Origin of the sequence: Chryseobacterium vrystaatense (assembly GCF_000737765.1) — a bacterium.
GTDB classification, from domain to species: domain Bacteria; phylum Bacteroidota; class Bacteroidia; order Flavobacteriales; family Weeksellaceae; genus Chryseobacterium; species Chryseobacterium vrystaatense.
On the sequence record NZ_JPRI01000003.1, the window covers coordinates 174,075 to 195,345 of the forward strand.

A 21,271-nucleotide genomic window follows, 5' to 3' on the forward strand; every position below is an offset into this window, starting at 1 on the left:
TAGAATTGTTCCACAAAAATAAGTATTTATTTTTAACTATTCTAAATAAAGCATTATATTTGCCAAAATTTTTACTCTATGAAGAAGAAGGTGCTTTCCGTTCTATCATTATCCATAGCATTTTGGATGAACGCACAAGAAAAAGATTCTCTTAATAAAAACAAAATAGAGGAAGTTGTAATTACAGGACAATACACACAGCAGTCAATTAACAAATCGATATATAAGGTTGAGGTGATTGATGCTGAGCAGATAAAAAATATGGCGGCTACTAATGCAGCTGACGTCCTTAATCAGACTCTTAATATACAAATCACGCCTAATACCAATTCCGGTAATTCTACAGCGAATATTATGGGTCTTGGTGGTAACTATGTAAAAATATTAATCGACAATATTCCTGTGGTAGGGGATACTGGTTTAGGAAGTAATATCGATCTTACTAAGATCAGCTTAAGTAACATCGAAAGAATTGAGATTGTGAAAGGAAGCATGGGAGTTGAGTATGGAAATGGTGCACTTGCAGGAGTGATTAATATCATTACTAAAAAAAATAGCAGTAAGAAATTAAGCATCAGGGCTGCCGTACAGGAAGAAACCGTTAGAGACGGTTATAATATTAAGAAAAAAGGAAAAGGAAGACATATTCAAAACCTGAATGTAGGATATAATCTGGATGATCACTGGTTTACTAATATCAGCTTCAATCATAACCAGTTTATGGGATACGAAGGAGAGAAAGCCGGATATAAATACTTCGGAGAGAAACAAATAAGAGGGTACGAATGGAATCCTAAAGACCAATACGAAGCTACTGCATTGGTGAGATACACTAAAGATAAGACTTCATTTTTTTATAAAGTATCTTATCTGAACGAAAAATTTAATTTTTATAACCCTGTATCAATTCGGGAACCTCTTAATGACGGGCAGGGAGGTGCTACTTATTTGGCATCGGACAGAGAATATAATACAAACAGATGGCTTCATCAATTTAATATTCAGACGAATCTGGGGCATATACGCTATATGGGAGATTTTTCTTACCAGAAGCAGGATAGAAAATTTTTTGACTATAGCTATGATATTCCTAACAGAACTACACTTAGCGAAAAACCTGAAAATTCATATTACAAAACAGATGTAATCTATTCAAGAGGGATGTTCAGTAACTTTTTGGATAGCAAAAAATTTGATTTCCAGTTAGGATATGAATTAGACTATACCAATGGTTATGCTTCGCTTATTGCGGGAAATTTTTTTGAAAAAAGTTTAAAGAGAAAGATTTTTACTTATGGTACATTTCTATCTGCCGAATGGAATGTTTCTGATAAATTTTCCTTAAGACCTGGTGCAAGATTGTCAGTGAGTGAAAATTTTGACAATCAATTCAATTATTCACTTTCCGCCAGGTTGAAAACGTCTGAAAACTCTAATTTAAGAGGAGTTTTCGGAACGGCAAACCGTTACCCGACTTATGATGAATTATATACATATTTTGTTAATCTGAATCATGATATTCAAGGGAATCCTGACTTAAAACCTGAAAACGGATATTCTTTGGGAGTTTTCTGGGACCAAGGATTTTCAATCGGAGACGGATGGAAATTCAATTATAATCTTGAAGCTTTATATGTTGATTTAAAGGACAAAATAGAGATGGTAATGATTCAAAGGCCTTCAACTTACAAATACATGAATATTGATCAGTACAGAAGTCTTTTATTTGGCGCCAATGCAAACATTGTTAAAGACCAGTTTACATTTGGGCTTAGAACTTCGTTAAACGGAATCTCCGTTTCAAAACAGGATATGGATATTAAATCCCCGACAGATTTTCAATATAATTTTCAGGCAGGAGCCAATGTTTCTTATAAATTGAAGAATATCAATACAGGCTTCAACCTTTATTATAAATATACAGGTCCTTCGAGACTGTACGTATTGGAGGCTGATGGTTTCCAGCTTGGAAAAAATGATGGCTTCCATATGATGGATTTCATTGTAAGTCAACCATTTTGGAAAGATCGTTTAGAGCTTTCTGTGGGAGTTAAGAACATTTTTGATGTCACTTCTATCAATAGTTCTACTAATGCAGGGAATGCCCATACTGCAGGAAGCGATCGTCTGAACCTGTACTATGGAAGAAGTTATTTTGCAAGATTAATGTATCAATTCTAAAACAATAAATATATCATGAAGTATTTAAAGATATTTTCATTTCTATTCATAGTTGCGGCTGTACAGTCATGTATTTCTGCTGATGAAGATCCTGTATCGGTACCTCCCTTCACTGGTTCTGTATCGGATCCTGCGGTGGATGGAGCTACACAGCCTAATCAGGTTTGGATTGACTTAAGTGATGTGAATCCAGATACGAAAAAAGTCAATCAGGCTATTAATAAAAGAACAGACTGGGATCTTGGGTTTTATTCAGGAGATGATTACCGTGTGGTTCTTAACGGATCAATTGCAATGGCGGTGAGTAAAATACCCAATGCAACCAATATCAATAACGTGAAGGAAGCAGATGTTAGCAGTCTTATGAATCAGGTTGTGGTAGGACCTTTCGGAACATCTGTATTACAGTATGTTGATAATCCCAACGGTAATTTTCTGACACAGACAACGGGAATCGCCCCTATTAAGGAAAATGATGCAGATAATCCTGTATATTTACTTAGCCTGGGGAAAAATATAGGATCTGCCACAAATGTTTCTCCTGGATCTGTCTCTTTATCAGGAAGTTCCAGAGGGTGGAAGAAAATTCAGATTTTAAGAGCTCCAAACGGATATAAAATCCGATATGCAAACTTGAATGATACCACTTTTAAGGAATATATCATCACAAAAGACGCAGAATATACTTTTAACTTTTTCAGCTTCACTGCAGGTTCAACTCTTCAGATTCAGCCAAAGAAAAAAAATTGGGATCTGGCTTTTACCACTTTTACCAATGAAGTAGTAGACCCTTCAACCGGAGTGAGTGCAGGAAGCTATTTCTTTGCAGATTTTGTATTAACAAATACAGCGAATGGAGTAGGTGCTTATCAGGTAAATGCTGTAGGTAATTTAGACCAGGCTTATAAATCATTCAAATTGAGTGATGTGGATGCAAGTAAATTAATTTCAAATGATCAAAGAGCTATAGGAGATAAATGGAGAACGACAACAGGAACTACTGAGGTGGATGGAGCATTTGTTTACGCAAATCGGTTTTTTGTTCTAAAAGATGCTGAAGGGTTTTATTTTAAACTAAGATTTAACAAAATGAAAAACCAGGATGGGGAACGTGGTCATCCTAACTTCGAATTCGAACCTTTATAATAAATCAAATAAATAGTATATCATGAAAAAAATAATTCTTGCAGCTTCTATTCTGATGGCAGTATATTCTTGCAAAAAAGAAGAAGGCGCTAAAAAAGAAAATACAACAGAAACATCTGCTGAAACTCCAAAAAGCAACAATAAAATTGTGACCCTAAGCGGTGGCGTTACAGAGATTGTAAGTGCGCTGGGCCACGAAAAGGAAATCGTTGGAACTGATGTTACAAGTACCTATCCTGAAACATTAAAGGCTACGGCTAAAGATTTGGGACACGTAAGATCAATGACCATAGAGCCAATCATGGCGGTAAGTCCTACTTTGATTTTGGCTTCAGAAAAAGATATCAATCCGGAATTGATGACGAAGATCAAAGCTTCAGGAATCAAAACTGAGGTTTTCAAACAGGAATACACTGTAGAAGGAACTAAAAAACTGATTGCTGACGTAGCAAAAGCTATTGGAAATACAGATTATCAAAAATTAAATGATAAAATTGATGCTGATCTGAAGCAGGTACAGCCAATTGCTAAAAAACCTAAAGTATTATTCATCTACGCAAGAGGAAATATGCTGATGGTTTCAGGTAAAAATACTCCAATGGCTTCACTTATCGCTCTTGCAGGTGGAGAAAATGCAGTGAATGATTTCGAAGATTTCAAACCATTGACACCGGAAGCAGTAGTAAAAGCTAATCCGGATATTTTATTCTTCTTCTCAACTGGACTTCAGGGTGCAGGAGGAAACGAAGGAGCTCTTAAAATGCCCGGCGTAGCACAGACTAACGCAGGTAAAAATAAAAAGATCATCGCAATGGATGGAGGGTTAGTTTCAGGTTTCGGACCTAGACTAGGAGAAGCAGCAGTAGGATTAAACAAACTTTTAATTGAGAACACAAAGTAAACTATACTTTTATCTAACTATAGGTGCCGTACTGCTTGTCATTATAGCAGTACTGGCACTTAATACAGGAGTCTATGACTTTGGAGGAACATCACCCTTCAAAGTTTTATGGCAATATATAAAAGGTGACCCGGGATTATCATTAAGTGATCAATATGTAATTTGGGATGTAAGAACATCCAGGATTATCATGGCCATTTTAATAGGAAGCATGCTGGCTGTTTCAGGGACAAGCCTGCAAGGGCTGTTCAAAAATCCCCTGGCAACCGGAGAAGCGATAGGTTTAACTTCCGGCGCGACATTACTTGCCGCCATTGCCATTGTTTTAGGAGGGCATTTCAAACAATATCTTCCTGAAGTAGTGCAGTTTTCACTGGTAGGTATTTCTGCTTTTGCTGGAGCTTTATTAGCTATGATGCTGGTGTATAGAATTTCTACAAGCGCAGGAAAAACGAATGTTGTCATGATGCTTTTGAGCGGTGTTGCCATTACATCCATCGGATTTTCAATTACAGGATTTCTTATTTATATTTCGAAGGATGAACAGTTAAGAGATCTTACCTTCTGGAATATGGGAAGTCTTGCAGCTGCAACCTGGACAAAGAATATTGTTTTAACGGTTGTTTTAATCATTTCTTACATAATTTTGCTTCCGAAAGGAAAAGCATTGAATGCGATGATGTTAGGAGAAAGAGATGCTCAGCATTTGGGAATAAATGTTGAGAAACTGAAAAAGCAGATTGTGATCATCACTTCTTTAATGGTGGGAACATGTGTTGCATTTTCAGGAACAATTGGTTTTGTAGGTCTTATCGTACCTTATATTTTAAGGCTTTTATTTAAATCAAATTACGTTTTCATCTTACCGTTGTCGGCTGTTTTGGGGAGTGTTTTACTTTTGATTGCTGATACATTCAGCAGAAGTATTGTAGCACCGTCAGAATTGCCAATAGGTATTTTGACCTCCCTGATCGGAGGACCTATCTTTATCGCTATTTTAATTAAATTTAAAAAATCACTCTAATGATAAAAGCGAATCAGATCAATTATCTTCACAAGAATTTCCATATTCTTGAGGGCGTTGATGTCTCTTTAGATTATGGTGAGTTTTTAGCGATTGTCGGACCCAACGGAGCTGGGAAATCCAGCCTTCTCAGTGTTTTGGCGAATGAAATAAAACAGGGCAAACAGGAAATTTTATTTAAAGACAAATCCATTGCAGACTGGGAAGTAAGGGAATTATCCCAGCATAAATCAAAATTTTCTCAGCATAATTCCAACGAAATTCCTTTGGATGTAAAAGATGTTGTTATGATGGGGCGGTATCCTTATTTCGATTCGCAGCCACGTCAGGAAGATTTTGAAGCGATGAATAAGATGATGTATGAAACAGATGTTTATCACCTGAAAGACAGAGAATACAATACACTTTCCGGAGGAGAAAAGCAGCGGGTTCACTTATCAAGAGTAATGGCCCAACTGGAAAATGAAATTGCACACAAAGTCGTTTTTCTGGATGAACCTCTTAATAACTTAGACATTAAGCATCAGTATAAAGCTCTGGAAATTATCAAGAACTTTACTAAAAAAGCAAACAGTGCTATCGTTGTGTTACATGACCTAAATCTGGCAGCACAGTTTGCAGACAAAATTTTATTAATGAAATCAGGAAAGGTTTCTGCATACGGAACTCCGCAGGAAGTATTCACGGCTGAAACGATCAGTCAGGCATACAATTTTCCGTGCACCATATGCGGACACCCTATTACCAATAACCCAATGATCATTTTTGGATAACCATGGAAAAAGATGAATTAAAAATCCTCGCCCAAAACCTTGCCAATCCACAGGGCGAAAAAGGAATTGAAATTGGCGAAATGATGAATGCTACCAACATCAGCATGACATTGGAAAGCATTAAAACGCTTTTAATAGAAGATGATGAGCACATCCTTGAAATAGGACATGGTAATGCTGCACATCTGAAAAATATTTTAAGCAGAGCCCAAAATCTAAAATATACAGGAGTGGATATTTCCGAAACCATGTATAATGAAGCCAGAAAGCTGAACAAAAAATTTGAAGGCCAGGCCGATTTTGTACTGTATGAAGGAAAAAAACTTCCCTTTGAAGATAAAGCCTTTGACAAAATATTTACCGTCAATACCGTGTATTTCTGGGAGAATCCGGTAGAGTTTCTGAATGAAATCTATAGAGTTTTGAAAAAAGAAGGAACCTTCGTTCTGACGTTCGGACAAAGAGAGTTCATGGAAAAACTCCCTTTTACAGAATATGATTTTACCCTGTACAGCAATAGCGAAATGGAAGAAATCGTTTCTGAAAGCCAATTCAAGAGAATGAAAATTTCTGAAAAAGAAGAAGATATACCAAGCAAATCCGGAAACGAAACCATCCATAGAGTTTATACAGTTTTAACCATAAAAAAATAAAATAATGAGCACGTTAGTTAATGATCTAAAGGAAAAATGGGAGGCTCTGAAAGCAGAAAATCCGCATATAAGAATAAGAAATGCTGCCGCACAGTTAGAAGTAAGCGAAGCTGAGTTATTGGCAACAAACATAGGAGAAGGTGTAACAGTTCTTAATCCTGAATTTCCGGCCATCCTTACCGAAGCTGAAAAACTGGGAAAAGTAATGGCACTTACCCGTAATGACGAATGCGTACATGAAAGAAAAGGAATCTATCAGAATGGTGATTTCAGCAGTCCTCATGCACAGCTTTTTGTAGGAGAAGATATTGACCTTAGAATATTCCTTAACCATTGGAAATCTGCATTTGCAGTCGTAGAAGGAGATAAAAAAAGCCTTCAGTTTTTTGGAAAAGACGGACTTGCTCTTCATAAAATCTATCTGACAAAAAACAGTGATGAAGCAGCTTTTGATGCTATTACGGAAAAATTCAGAGCAGAAGATCAGAATTCAGTCTTAACTGTTGAAGCAGTGGCTCCTAAAGCTCCTGAGAAAGCAGATTCTGAAATTGATGCTGAAGGATTCAAAAAGGCATGGACAGAATTGAAAGATACTCATGATTTCTTCATGATGACCAGAAAGTTCGGAGTAAGCAGAACGCAGGCATTAAGATTGGCACCGGAAGGATTTGCTAAAAAAATTGACAATGCAAAAGTGGTCAATGTTCTTGAAGATGCTTCAGAAAAGAATATCCCGATCATGGTATTTGTTGGAAACAGAGGAATTATTCAGATCCATACCGGAAACGTAAAGAAAACACTTTGGCATCAGCAGTGGTTCAACGTAATGGATCCAGATTTCAATTTACACCTGGATGTTACTAAAATTGCGGAGGCATGGATCGTAAAGAAACCTACCGAAGATGGAGAAGTAACGGCGATTGAAGTATTCAATAAAGAAGGAGATTTCATTGTTCAGTTTTTTGGAAAGAGAAAACCTGGAATCCCTGAATTACAGGAATGGAAAGATCTTGTTGCAGAATTAGAGAAATAATAATTAGATGATTTTGAATGGACCGTTTTGCTTTTTTTAAATCAAGGCGGTCTTTTTTTTAAAGCAGATTGGTAGATTTACAGAAGAATAAATAAACTGCAATTTTTTTTCGATAAAAGTCATTAAAGCTTTTGAGACGAAGTTTTTAAATCAATACAAGTCTTTTGCGGTTTAGAATCAACGTGGAAATTTGTGATATTTGTAAAGAATCATTAAGGTAATTTGTATTTAAATAAAATAAAAATGAAGAATATTTTCATAGCCGTTTTACTGGCAGGTTTCTGCTCTCTAAGCGGGCAGGATTTTAAAGCTTACCAGTTTTATGATAAGAAGGGAAAAGAAGTAAAGACAGACAAACTGATTAAAGAGCTGGCTGAATATGATGTTGTTTTCTTTGGCGAAAATCATAACAGTTCTATCAATCACTGGTTGCAGCTGAAAGTGACCGAAGGTTTGTTTCAAAAGAAAAACGGGCAGATCATTCTTGGGGCAGAGATGTTTGAGAGAGACAATCAGGCGCAGCTGAATCAATATTTAGAAGGGAAATTTGATGCTAAAACATTGAAGGATTCAGCCCGTTTATGGACCAATTATCCGACCGATTATAAACCGCTTGTTGATTTTGCTAAAACAAAAAAGGTGGGTTTCATTGCGACCAATATTCCAAGGAGATATGCTTCCCAAACTTCAAAAGAAGGACTGGAATCTTTAAATAAACTGAGTGAGAAAGATAAAAGCTATATAGCACAGCTTCCGATCAAAGTAACACTCGATACTCCCGGATATCAGGAAATGAAAGCCATGATGGGGGATCATGCAGAAGGAACGAAAGTCATGAATTTTATTTCAGCGCAGGCTACCAAAGATGCTACGATGGCAGAATCTATCCTCAAAAGTATGCAGGCTGGGAAAACTTTTATCCATTACAATGGAAACTATCACAGCAAAGAATTTGGTGGAATCTACTGGTACATCAAGCAGAAGAACCCGAATCTTAAAATGGCGGTGATCTCTGTTTTTGAATCTGAAGATCCAGAGCTGAAAGTACCGGCAAAAGATTATATCCCGACAGATTTCAATCTGATCATTCCGGCAGATATGACGAAAACATTTTAAAATCTATAAGACGGGCTTTAGCCCGTTTTTTTGATAATGCCATTCAAATAGACTTTAGCCCAATTATCTATTTGAAATACAATATCTATCTTTGCATTACAAATAATAAAAATGAAAAAAATACCTTTTCTGTTCATCTTTTTTATCAGCCTTATCCACGCACAGAAGCTCACATCTGCTGAGATTTCACTCATCAATAAAGGAGATGTCAATACAGCGCTTCCCATTTATCAGACCACAGATGACAGTCAGCATAAAACCTTGCTGAATTTATCTTCAGAAATCAACCCCACCGATTCTCATACGGCTGTCCTGGTAAAAAGAATGAAAGAATCTCTTCTTTCAACAGATGGGGGAGTAGGAATTGCCGCACCACAGGTTGGAATCAACAGAAAAGTAATCTGGGTACAGCGTTTTGATAAAGAAGGAAATCCAATAGAGTACTTCATCAATCCTGTGATTGTCTGGAGATCAGAATTACAGAATCTTGGTCCGGAAGGTGATTTATCCATTCCTGAATTCAGGGATCAGTTTTACAGAAGTAAAGTGATTCAATTGGAATATGTTGACTTGAAAGGACAGAAATATTCAGAAATCGTAGAAGGCTTTACCGCCGTTATTTTCCAGCATGAAATCGACCATCTCTTTGGAATTTTGATTTCAGATAAAAAGGAAAAAGAAAAGAATGATTCTTATAAACCGGTAGACGCTTTTAAAAGGAGTGATTCTACAACGAGATAATGGCTTCTTACAGATAACTTTTTAACTTATGCAGTTAATGTAACACTACCTTTGGATTTTTGTAATGCTGTTTTTAATAGAATGGTTACTTTTTATTTCTGGTATATTTACATCTGGGAAAATTATTACAGCCAAAAAAAATTCCATATTTACCATTTCTCTCAATAATATTTCCACCACAGTTTGGGCATGAAATATTATGATTCTTGATAGAATTAACCCTTAGTGCTTTATCTTTATTTCGACTGTTTGTTTTTGCCGTTAGAATTATTGAGACAATTTCGTTCTTCGTTTGTTCGTTAATGTGATACGAATCATATTGTTTAATTGTTTTGACTAATTTATTGATATAAACAACATCAGTATATGTTTTAGTTTTAAGCGTTGCTCTTTTTGTAAATGTAATTATTGAATAATATCTCAAATATTTATAATTTTTCAATAGGTGTTTTAAAGCGTAAATATGACCTTGGTTTTGTAAAATAGGGTTATAAAACTTACGCTTGTATCTATAAATAGACTGGACCCAGGATTGATCTTTTTCATAGCCAAAAATCCAACCTTTGTAATTCTTGGTTTCGATAACAAATATTCCATAATTTGAAACAATGATATGATCTATCTGTGAAGAGGAGCCTTTAATATTTAATTCAATATTATTTAAGACAGTATATTTTTCATTATTTAGTCTTTTTAAAGCTTTTGAAGCTTTATTCTCACCAATAAATCCTTTTATTTTTGGAGTATAGTATTTAATTAATAAGATCGCCAGAACTAATAGAAAGATAATTAAAAAACTATTATCCATGATATATGTATACTGTTTCTGTTAATGTTTTTGGTTTTCGATTAGTTTAAAAAAAATCTGTCTCCAAAGAAACAGATTTTTTATTAAAAAACAATTCATCTTAGTTATTCGTCACTGCAATCTTCACTTCAATATTGCCTCTTGTCGCATTAGAATATGGACAGATCTGGTGAGCCTGATCCGTTAATGCCTGAGCTTCTTCAATAGATATGCCCGGTATATTTACATCCAGTTCCGCAGCCAAACCAAAGCCTCCGTTTTCAATCTGGCCAATGCTTATTTTTGCGGTCACAGTAGTTTCACCTGTTTTTGCTTTTGATAAGCTGATCACTCTGTTAAGGGCACTGTCAAAGCATGCCGAATATCCGGCTGCGAAAAGCATTTCAGGATTGGCAAAATCATCATTACCACCACCTAAAGCTTTAGGCATCCTTACTTCAACATCCAAAACCCCGTTTTCACTTTTTACATGGCCGTTTCTTCCGCCCTGTGCTGTCACTTTTGTTGTATATAACGTTTTCATTTATTTTTCTATTTTGTTTAATATTTTTTGGATAGTTTCTTTGAGATGAATAAGATCTTCTGTTTCCACTCCGATTTTATTCTGGATTTTTCCGGGAATTTCACAAGCCTTCTTTTGAAGTTGCTTCCCAGCTTCTGTTAAAAAGACTTCAACGACTCTTTCATCCTCTTTTTTTCGTTTTCTGTCAATAATTCCCTTAGTCTCCAGCCTCTTTAAAAGGGGGGTTAAAGTTCCACTGTCCAAGAAAAGTTTTTCTCCTATATGGCTGACTCCAAGACCATCGTTTTCCCACAGTACCATCAGGACAAGATATTGCGGATAGGTAATATCGATCTCATCCAGAAATGGGCGGTAAAGTCCGGTGATTTCTTTCGCAATCACATAAAGCGGAAAGCAGATCTGGTTGTCTAATTGTAACGATTTTGAATTTTCCATAAAGGTGAATGTGAAAGATTGTAGTGAATATATTATTTTTTGATGATGAATTCCTCCATAGGAACTCTTACTTTTTTCATCGTTGAAAGCCAGTCATTTGCTGAGTCTCTGTACCCAAGATATAAAAGACTTACACTTTTTAATCCCAATTCCTTAAGATTAAGAATTTGATCAACAGCTTCATTACTGAAACCTTCTGCAGGAGTACTGTCGATCTTTAATTCAGCAGCCTGAGCCATTGCAAGGCCTAATGCGATATACGTTTGACGGGCGGTGTGGGCAAAATGTTCTTCAGGAGTTTGTGCTCCGTACATTTCTTTGATTTTATCCGTATAGCTGCTAAAACGTCCTCTTGGTAATTCTCTTACATCAGTATGATGATCGTAAACTTTATCAATTTTTTCATTAGAATAACTGTCCCACGCAGCAAATACCAAAACATGGGAAGAGTCTCTCATGACTTCCGGATTTAAAGCTCCTGCAGTCATTTTTTCTTTTAATTCCTGATTTTCTACAACAATGATGCGGAAAGGCTGAAGGCCTGATGAAGTAGGAGCAAGTCTGGCTGCTTCCAAAATTGTATTAAGATCTTCCTGTGATACTTTTTTTGACGGATCATAAGCTTTAACTGCATGTCTCCATTGTAAATCTTCTATTAATGACATTTCTATTATTTTAAATTATACTTTTTTTATTTTGGATCATCCTGAAAAATTTCAGTGATGAATTTCTAATGCAAATGTACACTCAATTAAATTGTGTACAATTTAATTTTGATAGATTTAATTTATGACGATTTTAGAAGAAAGCTAAATAGCGGTGAGGAAAGTAAATTCAGCAGGAATCAGATTTTGTAAGAAATCCTTTAATTGAAACTTTGCAGTAGAATTTTAAACAAAAAAAGACAATGCAGAGATTTAAAAACAAAGTAGCAGTGATCACTGGCGGAACCAATGGAATGGGATTCGCAACAGCGCAGCGGTTCATCAATGATGGCGGATATGTGATTATCACAGGCCGAAGCGAAGAGACTTTACGTCAGGCTTTAGAAAAATTGGGCGATCGGGCTTCCGGGATCGTTTCTGACGCTGGCTGTATGAAAGATATAATGAACCTTCAGCATGAAGTGAAAAAATATACAGAAACCATCGATCTCCTTTTTGCCAATGCAGGGTATGGAAAATTTTTCCCTATTGAACAGGTAGATGAAAATCATTTTGATGAACTTTTCAATATGCTTGTAAAAGGACCTTTCTTTACCGTCCAGCAGATGCTGCCGTTGATGGGAAAAGGAAGCTCCGTTATTTTCAACACCTCCGTGGCCACTGAGATCGCCATGCCTAATTTTTCAATTTATTCTGCTGCAAAATCATCTGTACAATCCTTTATCAAGACGTTCGCTGTAGAACTCACAGAACGCGGAATACGGGTAAACGGCATTAGTCCGGGTCACATTAAAACCAATATTTTTAATAACACAGGATTGAATGCAGAACAAATTGAGCGTGCAGTTCTTGATATTATCCCCACTATTCCTTTTAAAAGACAGGGAGAGCCTGAGGAAATTGCAAGTACAGTTTTATTCCTGGCTTCTGAAGAGGCTTCTTACATTCATGGAGCCGAAATTAAAGTCGATGCAGGAATTTCTGTGATACGATAAGCCAAAATCCCCATTATCATTGATAATGGGGGATTTTGAAGGAAGTAATAATTTTTTTCATCGGCCTGCTTTCAGGTGCAGTATGCTGAGCAAAAAGAAAAATTAATTCAGATCATTGAATTTCATTGACCTGTTTGATAATATTGGTCTTGTTTTCAATACCTATATTATAGGATTTTCCTTTTTTGTGGCTCTGGGTTGTTTTCTCCAGAAGCCCTTTATAATCTGCTGATTTTTTAGACAGGTAAAAGATCTGTGGACTTATTCCGATAGATACACGGGTGAATTCTTCCGGTTTTTCCGGATCTTCAGCGACATTCGTAATGACTGAGTTATTATACCAGGTCAGGTTCTGTGAACTTGAGCTGCCGGAACAGGATGTGATCATAAATAATACTAATAATAGGTAAGTCCAGATTTTCATAGAAAAAATATTTAGGCAACTCCTGCAATTTAGTGATTATCAGACATTGCAGGAGTTGTATAAGTTAATTAGAATCCACAGCCTCCAACATTTGGTGCTGGTGACGGAGAACATCCTGAAAGTGAAGAGAATATGGTAAGAACACAATTGGTATTCACTAAATTATTGTCATACAGATAAGAGGCACTGGGGCTTCTGTAGTATACGTTTCCTGCCGTATTCGCATAAGTGGATACCGATGCAGATCCACAGCTGGTATTGATACATGCATTTCTCCAGGCAGTATCTGTAACTGGTCCGCTTGGGAACAGAGATGGATCGATGATTCTTTTTTCTGTAACACCTGCAGCATTTTTATAGCTTACAAGGATCGCAACGTGATAACTCCAGGCAACGCAGCAGGTGCCGGTTGATGCTTTTAAGTTTCCATATACGAACTGTTTTTCACAGTCATAGCCATTGTTGATCAGAATTTGTCTCATTTTGTGAGCTCTTGCATAGCATCCGTCTACAGGATATCGGAATGTGATGCATGGGGAAGAAGCTGTAGACGTACCGCAAGCCTGATTTTTGATCAGGGTAAACATGCTGTTTAGGGTAGCTACATTAGGAAGAACACTTGTTAATTTGCTGCTTTCATTTTTAGCCTCTTTGGTTAAAGCAGATTTAAAAAAGCGGACATCTTCTTCGCTTCCTTTCTCAACTTTTGCAATCTCATGAGTACCCGGCTTAATGAAAACCTGAATAGGAGATTCGTTTTTTAAAGCTTCTCTGATTAAGCTTACATATTTTTCATTTTCCTGAGTAGGTTCAATGGTATAAAACTGTGCGGTAACAATAAATGATACTTTCAGAGTGCCATTTTCCTTTTCGATCCCTACCGGGATGGTTTTTCCGAGATCCGTTAAAGCTTTGTTGCTGGTCTCGTTCTGACCCATCAGCTTTTCGGCGTTGGAGTCTGAGCAGGCATTAAATGACAGAGCTGCCACAAATACCATCATTGATAACAAAAAATTTCTCATAATTCTCATAATTTGGTGGTTAGTAATAAAATGTATTTATCTAAGTTTTGGTGTGTGTCATTTTTTTAACAAAATATTTACAAAAAATAGTTCACTTTAATGTGATATTAAATGTAAGCAAAAATAGGATACTGACAAATTATTTTTACGTAAAAAATCAATTTTCAAGAATATATTTAAATAAATCCTCTGTTTTTAGGCTTTGTAGTCTGTTTTTGATATCAATGTATTGATATCTTTTAAGTAATCATAAAAGTAAAATTCCCGCACATTCAAATGGCGGGATTTATTTTATTTAAAGGAATAATCTTTTTGTTTCCGGAATTTTAAGCTTTGTAAACAAGTTCAGCACCAAACACCTCTGCAAAATGCGTTCTGATTTTTGCTTTCAGATCATTGACTTCCTCAGGAGTAAGCTCTCTTTCAAGCTCTCTTTTTAAAGAGGTCACCTGCTTGTCTTTGATTCCGCAAGGAATAATATATTCGAAATAGCGCATGTCCGTATTGACATTCAGAGCAAAACCATGAAGGGTTACCCATCTTGAAGCTTTTACACCCATCGCGCAGATTTTTCTGGCATAAGGTTTTCCTACATCCAGCCATACTCCCGTTTCTCCCGGTGAGCGTTCGCCTTTAAGACCGAATTCAGCAATGGCTCTGATGATCACCTCTTCAAGATTTCTCATATACAAATGAATATCTGTAAAAAAGTTTTCAAGATCTAAAATAGGGTAGCCCACGATCTGTCCGAAGCCATGATAAGTGATATCTCCACCACGGTTCACTTTTACAAAAGTAGCGTCAATCTCTTTCAGCTTGTCAATACCTGCAAGCATATTTTCTTCGTGACCGCTTTTTCCCAAAGTGTACACGTGAGGATGTTCCACTAATAAAAAATGATTAGGTGTCGTAATGTGTTCTTCTGCCGGCAAATCACGGTTCTTTATTTTGGTATCAATGATATTTTTCATCAGACTCTCCTGATAATCCCAGGCAGGCTGATATTCTTTTATACCCAGATCTTCAAATTCTACTGACTTATTTTGATTTGTATTCATACGCTGATGTCTGTTTTCTTGCAATGGTTTAGGGAATCGCAATTTCCTGCCATTTTTTAGACATACAAATTTAGTGAATTTTAACCTTTTATAGAATGGATAAAATCTATGGCAGCATTCTTCCAGTCTTTATGATTCAACAGCGCATGCACAAAGGCTGTTCCGATAATTCCGCCATCTGCTTTTTCGGTGACATTTTCAAAATCTTCCTTTGATTTTATTCCGAAACCGATCATTACAGGGTTCTTAATGGGAAGGGAAGCAAGCCTTGACAGGTAATTTTCATTTTTCAGGACGGCATTTTCATTTCCGGTGGTGGATGAAGAACTTACTGCATACAGAAATCCTGAGCTTAAAGAATCTAAATACAGAATTCTTTCGTCAGAAGTTTCTGGGGTAACCAGAAACGTAAAATTAAGATTATACTTTTTTAAGATCTGCTGATAATTATTTTCAAATTCAATCGGAGGCAGGTCTGGAATGATCAGCCCTGAAACTCCACTTTCCGAGCATTCACGACAGAATTCTTCAAATCCGAAACTCAAAACAGGATTGATGTACCCCATTAGAATGATAGGAATATGTATTTCTTCTTTTACTGTTTTTAATTGGGAAAACAGTTTCTCAATCGTCATTCCGTTTTGTAAAGCCTGTTCGTGAGCCTGCTGGATCACCGGGCCATCTGCTACCGGATCAGAATAGGGCATTCCGATTTCCATCATATCAGCACCCGACTGCTGAATCAGTTTTATAATGTCACCGGTATCTTCCAGTTGCGGAATTCCTGCTGTGAAATATATGTTTAGTTTTTTCATTGTTATAATATAGATGTTAGAAGTTAGAAGGAGTTATTATAAATTGGAAGTGCTAAAGGACTAATCTCTAACTTCTCATTTCTCTTAAATACGTTTCCATATCCTTATCTCCACGTCCACTCAGGCAGATCACGACAATATCATCTTCCTTAAATTTCTTTTTATCTAAAACCGCCAGGGCATGAGAGCTTTCCAGGGCTGGAATGATTCCTTCCAGTTTTGTCAATTCAAAAGCAGACTGTAAAGCTTCCTCGTCATTGATACTGAAAAATTCAGCCCGTTTTTCCTTAAATAAATGAGCATGGAAAGGCCCGATTCCCGGATAATCAAGTCCTGCAGAGATAGAGTGGGGCTCGATCACCTGTCCGTCCGTGGTCTGCATAACCAAACTTTTGCTTCCATGGAGTACACCCAATGTTCCCAGGAAAGTCGTTGCGGCAGATTTCCCTGAATCAACGCCTAATCCTCCTGCTTCCGCAGCAATGATTTTTACCTCTTTTTCCTCTACAAAATGATAGAAAGTTCCGGCTGCATTACTTCCTCCACCTACGCAGGCAATCACATAATCAGGGTTTTCTCTTCCAATTTTTTCGTGAAGCTGCTCTCTGATTTCTTTTGAAATGATGCTTTGGAATCTCGCTACCAGATCGGGAAAAGGGTGAGGACCAACGACGCTTCCTATTACATAATGGGTTGTCACAGGATTATTGATCCAGTCTCTAAGAGCTTCATTGACTGCGTCTTTCAGTGTTTTTGATCCGGAAGTTGCCGGAATTACTTCTGCACCAAGCATTTTCATTCTTGCTACATTCGGAGCCTGTCGCTGGATGTCTATTTCACCCATATAAACGATACATTCCAGACCCAGCAGGGCACATGCTGTTGCGGTAGCCACACCATGTTGTCCGGCACCAGTTTCTGCGATGATCCGGGTTTTACCTAAACGCTTGGCCAAAAGAACCTGCCCTAAGGCATTGTTAATCTTATGTGCTCCCGTATGGTTGAGATCCTCTCTTTTTAAATAGATTTGAGTATTGTACTTCCGGCTTAGATTTTTAGCAAAATAAAGTGGGGTAGCACGTCCTACATAGTTTTTAAGCAGATCCTGATACTCATTCTGGAATTCTTCAGATTCTATAATCTCCAAGTAGTTTTTCTGCAGTTCCTCTACATTCGGGTAAAGCATTTCAGGGATAAAAGCACCTCCAAATTCACCATAATATCCGTGCTCATCAGGGTTTCTATAATTCATTGTATTTTCTTTAGTCATTAAATAAGCATTGTTTTCCGGGCTAAGCTGTTCAAGAAGTTTCCGGGTTTCTTCCGATGTATTAAAAATTAAAATATCATCGTCTTCAGAGGCAATCCATCCGTTATCTCCGTTTTCAAGAATAGCTTTAGCCCTGTTTTCTAAAATTGTAATAGGGCAGCGTTGGTAAAAAGGTCGAAGATCATTCAAACAGAACCCTATAGTTTCAATATTTCTTTGAATCAGATTGTCTTTAAACGCTGCTGTCAATTGTGATCCATATCCTTGTTTCTTTTGTGCAGAAACCAGTCCAACTGCCTCAGCAAAGGAATACTGTTTGCCTGCGATCTCTAAAACAAAATCAAAATTGAGTCTTATAACAGCCAATATTTTACCTTCTAAATCCTTTAGGAAATGAAATTCCGAATCTTTAAAAAAAGTGCGGAAATCTGAAGGGCTCATTTCGTGCCAGTCGGGGAATTCCCAAAGTCTTATTATATGCGCTGTTTCGTGATCCGTCAGCTCATGTGGTTTTTTAATTTGATAATTCATCAGTTAAAGTGTTGATAAATTGTATATTATGATTGCGCTGTTGTCTTGTGATCAGTTTTTTATGATGCATTAATTCTATTTTGCTGCTGAGATCAATTAATGTAGCGGTGTCTATTTTAGATTCATACATCGTAACTGCAATTTCCAGATTGTCTATTAAAAAATAGGGATCTGAACTTTCATAAAGAAGAAATATTTTTGCATAAATCTTACCGAGATCATATTTGATATTCGCTTTGACATGACTGTCTAAAAATTTATCAGATATAATCACAAGATAATAGCTGTTCCAGAGACTGATTCTTTCAAAGAAATATTGGATGTCATTTTCATCAAAGCTTTTCACAATACCAATAAATTCCTGCAGTTGTCCGTCAATGGTCCAGTATTCGGTATCACTGTCATTCTGCGAAACAAAATTATACAGGGACTGGATTTTTTTATTCCCGAATTTCGGAGGAAATAAGGTTTTGTAGAATGTTTTTTTTAGCAAATGTATATTCATCATCTGGGCGTGTATTTTTTTTGTGTTTTGAAACTCATGAAGACTATTTATTTTATATAACCTCCTTTGTTTCTTTCGAAATGAATTTTTTTATTTTTTCCAGATCTTTATTTCCTGGTGCTATCTCAAATTTTGAATTAATGTCTGCCGCAAAAGGTCTGTGGTTCAAAAAACGGATATTTTCAATATTCTCTTCTGAAATTCCACCACTCAAAAAGTACGGAACCGGAATATTTATTTCATTCAGGATATTCCAGTCAAATTGTTCCCCCGTTCCTCCGAATGCCTTGCTATCGGTATCGAAAAGGAAATAATCAACAATTGAGAGGTGAGAATGGATCATGTCTTCTATTTTCTTTGTGGTTTCCTGATCAGTGCTGCCAATTCTGATGACCTTAATAATCTTAACGTCTGGCCGTAATTTTTGTTTTAGTTCAGTAATAAAATCTTCATTTTCATCACCGTGAAGCTGAATAAGATTCAAGCCAGCTCTGTCTGCAATATCTGTAATAGTATCTGTTTTTTCATTGACAAAAACTCCTGTTTTACCGGTGTGGCTGATCTTAGAAATGTCTTCCAGCTTCAGATGATTCAGAACATACCTTGGAGATTTTTTATAGAAAATAAAGCCAAGAAAATCTGTTTTCAGCGAAATCAACTCCCGGATCTGTTCAGGTTTTGTCAAACCACAGATTTTGAGTTTGTAAGGCAGATGGCAGGTTTCATATTTCAGGTTCATATCCTATTATTTAGCTTTTAATTCGTGCATTTTACTAATCATTACATCATCAAAGTAAATTCTTCAAACGCCCTGGCCGGATCTTCATTCCTCATAAAATATTCTCCCATCAGAAATCCGTCAAATCCTTTTTCCTTCAAGTATTTAAAGTCTTCTATATTGTAAATACCGCTTTCTGCTACAGATAAAACCTCCTTGGGAAGTAAATCTTTTAACTGTACAGAATGCTGAAGGTCAACTTTAAAGTCTTTTAAATTTCTATTGTTAATTCCCACCAGATCAATTTCAGCATTACAATGTCTTAATTCTTCTTCTGTATGGATTTCCAGCAGAACCTCGAGATCAAGATTGTGAGCCAGTTCTGTAAATTCCTGAACCTGACCAGGAGAAAGGCATGCCGCAATCAGCAAAACAGCATCTGATCCGATACTTTTAGCTTCATAAAACTGATACTCATCAACCATAAAATCCTTTCTTAGGATTGGAATATTGATATGCTTTCTTACATTCAGGATATCATCAAAATCTCCTCCAAAAAAATCTCTGTCCGTAAGAATTGAAATTCCTGATGCTCCGAAACGTTCATAGGCAGCCACTACGTCCAACGGTTGAACCTGATCATTGATGATTCCTTTTGAAGGGGATTTCCTTTTAAATTCAGCAATAATGCCGCTTTTATTTTTTACGGATTCTTTCAGTGAAAAACTTTTTCGTGCGAAAAGCTCTGAATTCCTCAGTTGTTCAATAGAAACCTTAGCTTTTGAAACAGTAATTTCCTCTTTTTTCCTTGCAATAATTGTATCGAGTATAGTCATGTTTTTTAGAAGTTAGAAGTTAGAAGTTAGAAGTTAGAAGTGACCGAAAGTATCTAATACTTTTCAACAGCAGTCTTCATCATTAGTAGTATTAGCCATTCATCAATAATTCGAGACTCTTTAATGCTTTTCCGCTTTCCAGACTTTCTTTTGCCATCAGGAGACAGTCTTCATAGGAGCCAAATTTCTGCGTGTGGAAAAGGGCAGTGGATGCATTGGCAAGAACCACAGAATTCTGTTGCTGCGAACCGTTTCCTTCCAGAATATTCCTGAAAATTTTGGCAGACTCCTGAGGTGTTTCTCCACCTTTGATGCTTTCCGGGCTTACAGACTCAAATCCCAGATCCTGCGCAGAATAAATCTCTTCACCACTTTTTGTAATGATCTTACTGTCCTGGGTAAGGCTTATTTCATCATATCCGTCCAGGCCATGCACCAAGATAAACTCCTGTTGTTCTTTTTGCAGAAGATATTGATAGATCCTGGCAATTTCAAGATTATAAACTCCTATTACAGAATATTTAGGTTTCGCAGGGTTTACCAATGGCCCCAAAAGATTGAAAAATGTTCTCAGTCCTAAAGCCTTTCTTAAAGCTCCTACAGATTGAAGGGCCGGATGAAAATACGGTGCATGCAGGAAACAGATATTCGCCTTTTCAAGATCTTCATTCAATTGGTCTGAATTATTTTTGAACTGATAGCCAAGTTCTTCCATAACATTGGATGATCCGGTGGTGGCAGAAGCTCCGTAATTTCCGTGTTTGGCTACTTTCTGTCCTGCTCCGGCTACAACAAAACTTGCCAGAGTTGATATATTGATTGTATTTTTTCCGTCGCCCCCTGTTCCCACAATATCCATTGTGTCTCCGAAGTCAAGACTTACCGGAACAGCCATCTGCAGTAAGGCTTCCCTGAAACCTTCAAGTTCCTTCAGGGTAATATTCCGCATCAGAAAAACGCTGATAAAGGCTGTAACTTCTGCAGTATTAAATTTATTCTGTGCGATCTCGATCATCGTTGCCTTTGCCTCAGATTTGGACAAAGTGTGATGATTGAACAGGTATTGTAATATTTCTTTCATTTGAGGCGTTTTTATGG

The 21,271-nt window shown here is 36.8% G+C and carries 23 protein-coding genes; 10 read left to right on the forward strand and 13 right to left on the reverse strand.

Annotated features, from left to right (window positions below; all coding sequences use genetic code 11):
• The first annotated feature begins 78 nt into the window (after positions 1-78).
• The 9 genes from IW16_RS10045 to IW16_RS10085 all read left to right on the forward strand — a co-directional run bounded on the left by IW16_RS10045 (position 79) and on the right by IW16_RS10085 (position 9,568).
• A complete protein-coding gene (locus IW16_RS10045; RefSeq protein WP_034743260.1) occupies positions 79-2,181 on the forward strand; it encodes a TonB-dependent receptor plug domain-containing protein in 2,103 nt (700 codons plus the stop codon).
• A gap of 15 nt (positions 2,182-2,196) precedes the next feature.
• The gene (locus IW16_RS10050) at positions 2,197-3,327 is read left to right on the forward strand and encodes an HmuY family protein (RefSeq protein WP_051890082.1); all 1,131 of its coding nucleotides are present in this window, start codon (positions 2,197-2,199) and stop codon (positions 3,325-3,327) included.
• A gap of 22 nt (positions 3,328-3,349) precedes the next feature.
• Positions 3,350-4,228: a heme/hemin ABC transporter substrate-binding protein gene (locus IW16_RS10055; RefSeq protein WP_034743268.1), complete on the forward strand. Its 879-nt coding sequence runs from the start codon at positions 3,350-3,352 to the stop codon at positions 4,226-4,228.
• Entirely contained in the window at positions 4,212-5,252 is a 1,041-nt protein-coding gene (locus IW16_RS10060) for a FecCD family ABC transporter permease (RefSeq protein WP_034743273.1), read from the forward strand. The genes IW16_RS10055 and IW16_RS10060 overlap by 17 nt, the downstream gene beginning before the upstream one ends.
• Positions 5,252-6,025 carry a heme ABC transporter ATP-binding protein gene (locus tag IW16_RS10065; protein ID WP_034743275.1) on the forward strand — a complete coding sequence of 258 codons (774 nt, stop codon included), beginning with the start codon at positions 5,252-5,254 and terminating at the stop codon, positions 6,023-6,025. Before IW16_RS10060 ends, IW16_RS10065 begins: the two co-directional genes overlap by 1 nt.
• Before the next feature lie 2 nt (positions 6,026-6,027).
• On the forward strand, positions 6,028-6,678 hold the full coding sequence (locus tag IW16_RS10070) for a class I SAM-dependent methyltransferase (RefSeq protein ID WP_034743278.1): 651 nt from the start codon (positions 6,028-6,030) through the stop codon (positions 6,676-6,678).
• Positions 6,679-6,682: 4 nt separating this feature from the next.
• Positions 6,683-7,711 (forward strand): hemin-degrading factor, encoded by a 1,029-nt coding sequence (locus IW16_RS10075; RefSeq protein ID WP_034743281.1) that lies wholly within the window; start codon positions 6,683-6,685, stop codon positions 7,709-7,711.
• A 243-nt stretch (positions 7,712-7,954) separates the two neighbouring features.
• Positions 7,955-8,827: a ChaN family lipoprotein gene (locus tag IW16_RS10080; protein WP_034743283.1), complete on the forward strand. Its 873-nt coding sequence runs from the start codon at positions 7,955-7,957 to the stop codon at positions 8,825-8,827.
• 111 nt (positions 8,828-8,938) lie between these two features.
• Entirely contained in the window at positions 8,939-9,568 is a 630-nt protein-coding gene (locus IW16_RS10085) for a peptide deformylase (protein ID WP_034743286.1), read from the forward strand.
• An 85-nt stretch (positions 9,569-9,653) separates the two neighbouring features.
• Here the strand turns inward: IW16_RS10085 and IW16_RS10090 are convergent, their stop codons facing one another.
• The 4 genes from IW16_RS10090 to IW16_RS10105 form a co-directional block, all read right to left on the reverse strand.
• The gene (locus IW16_RS10090; protein WP_034743289.1) at positions 9,654-10,376 is read right to left on the reverse strand and encodes an NERD domain-containing protein; all 723 of its coding nucleotides are present in this window, start codon (positions 10,374-10,376) and stop codon (positions 9,654-9,656) included.
• 100 nt (positions 10,377-10,476) lie between these two features.
• The gene (locus IW16_RS10095) at positions 10,477-10,899 is read right to left on the reverse strand and encodes an organic hydroperoxide resistance protein (RefSeq protein WP_034743292.1); all 423 of its coding nucleotides are present in this window, start codon (positions 10,897-10,899) and stop codon (positions 10,477-10,479) included.
• The gene (locus tag IW16_RS10100; protein ID WP_034743295.1) at positions 10,900-11,334 is read right to left on the reverse strand and encodes a MarR family winged helix-turn-helix transcriptional regulator; all 435 of its coding nucleotides are present in this window, start codon (positions 11,332-11,334) and stop codon (positions 10,900-10,902) included.
• 32 nt (positions 11,335-11,366) lie between these two features.
• Entirely contained in the window at positions 11,367-11,999 is a 633-nt protein-coding gene (locus IW16_RS10105; RefSeq protein ID WP_034743298.1) for an NAD(P)H-dependent oxidoreductase, read from the reverse strand.
• Positions 12,000-12,241: 242 nt separating this feature from the next.
• Here IW16_RS10105 and IW16_RS10110 point away from each other — a divergent pair, with 242 nt between their 5' ends.
• Positions 12,242-12,994 (forward strand): SDR family oxidoreductase, encoded by a 753-nt coding sequence (locus IW16_RS10110; RefSeq protein WP_034743300.1) that lies wholly within the window; start codon positions 12,242-12,244, stop codon positions 12,992-12,994.
• 112 nt (positions 12,995-13,106) lie between these two features.
• Here IW16_RS10110 and IW16_RS10115 read toward each other — a convergent pair whose 3' ends face one another.
• The 9 genes from IW16_RS10115 to trpD all read right to left on the reverse strand — a co-directional run bounded on the left by IW16_RS10115 (position 13,107) and on the right by trpD (position 21,254).
• Positions 13,107-13,418: a hypothetical protein gene (locus tag IW16_RS10115; protein ID WP_034743303.1), complete on the reverse strand. Its 312-nt coding sequence runs from the start codon at positions 13,416-13,418 to the stop codon at positions 13,107-13,109.
• 68 nt (positions 13,419-13,486) lie between these two features.
• Positions 13,487-14,440, reverse strand: coding sequence for a protein-glutamine glutaminase (locus IW16_RS10120; protein WP_131327870.1), 954 nt, complete (start codon positions 14,438-14,440; stop codon positions 13,487-13,489).
• Positions 14,441-14,766: 326 nt separating this feature from the next.
• On the reverse strand, positions 14,767-15,498 hold the full coding sequence (gene lipB, locus IW16_RS10125; protein ID WP_034743309.1) for a lipoyl(octanoyl) transferase LipB: 732 nt from the start codon (positions 15,496-15,498) through the stop codon (positions 14,767-14,769).
• Positions 15,499-15,578: 80 nt separating this feature from the next.
• Positions 15,579-16,313, reverse strand: coding sequence for a tryptophan synthase subunit alpha (gene trpA, locus IW16_RS10130; protein WP_034743313.1), 735 nt, complete (start codon positions 16,311-16,313; stop codon positions 15,579-15,581).
• A 67-nt stretch (positions 16,314-16,380) separates the two neighbouring features.
• The gene (trpB, locus tag IW16_RS10135) at positions 16,381-17,565 is read right to left on the reverse strand and encodes a tryptophan synthase subunit beta (RefSeq protein WP_034744189.1); all 1,185 of its coding nucleotides are present in this window, start codon (positions 17,563-17,565) and stop codon (positions 16,381-16,383) included.
• Between the two features lie 532 nt (positions 17,566-18,097).
• On the reverse strand, positions 18,098-18,622 hold the full coding sequence (locus IW16_RS10140; RefSeq protein WP_034743315.1) for a hypothetical protein: 525 nt from the start codon (positions 18,620-18,622) through the stop codon (positions 18,098-18,100).
• Positions 18,623-18,671: 49 nt separating this feature from the next.
• Positions 18,672-19,358 carry a phosphoribosylanthranilate isomerase gene (locus IW16_RS10145; protein WP_051890084.1) on the reverse strand — a complete coding sequence of 229 codons (687 nt, stop codon included), beginning with the start codon at positions 19,356-19,358 and terminating at the stop codon, positions 18,672-18,674.
• A gap of 41 nt (positions 19,359-19,399) precedes the next feature.
• Positions 19,400-20,173 carry an indole-3-glycerol phosphate synthase TrpC gene (gene trpC, locus IW16_RS10150; protein ID WP_034743318.1) on the reverse strand — a complete coding sequence of 258 codons (774 nt, stop codon included), beginning with the start codon at positions 20,171-20,173 and terminating at the stop codon, positions 19,400-19,402.
• A 91-nt stretch (positions 20,174-20,264) separates the two neighbouring features.
• Positions 20,265-21,254, reverse strand: a complete 990-nt coding sequence (gene trpD / locus IW16_RS10155; protein WP_034744195.1) for an anthranilate phosphoribosyltransferase — start codon at positions 21,252-21,254, stop codon at positions 20,265-20,267.
• Positions 21,255-21,271 lie beyond the last annotated feature (17 nt).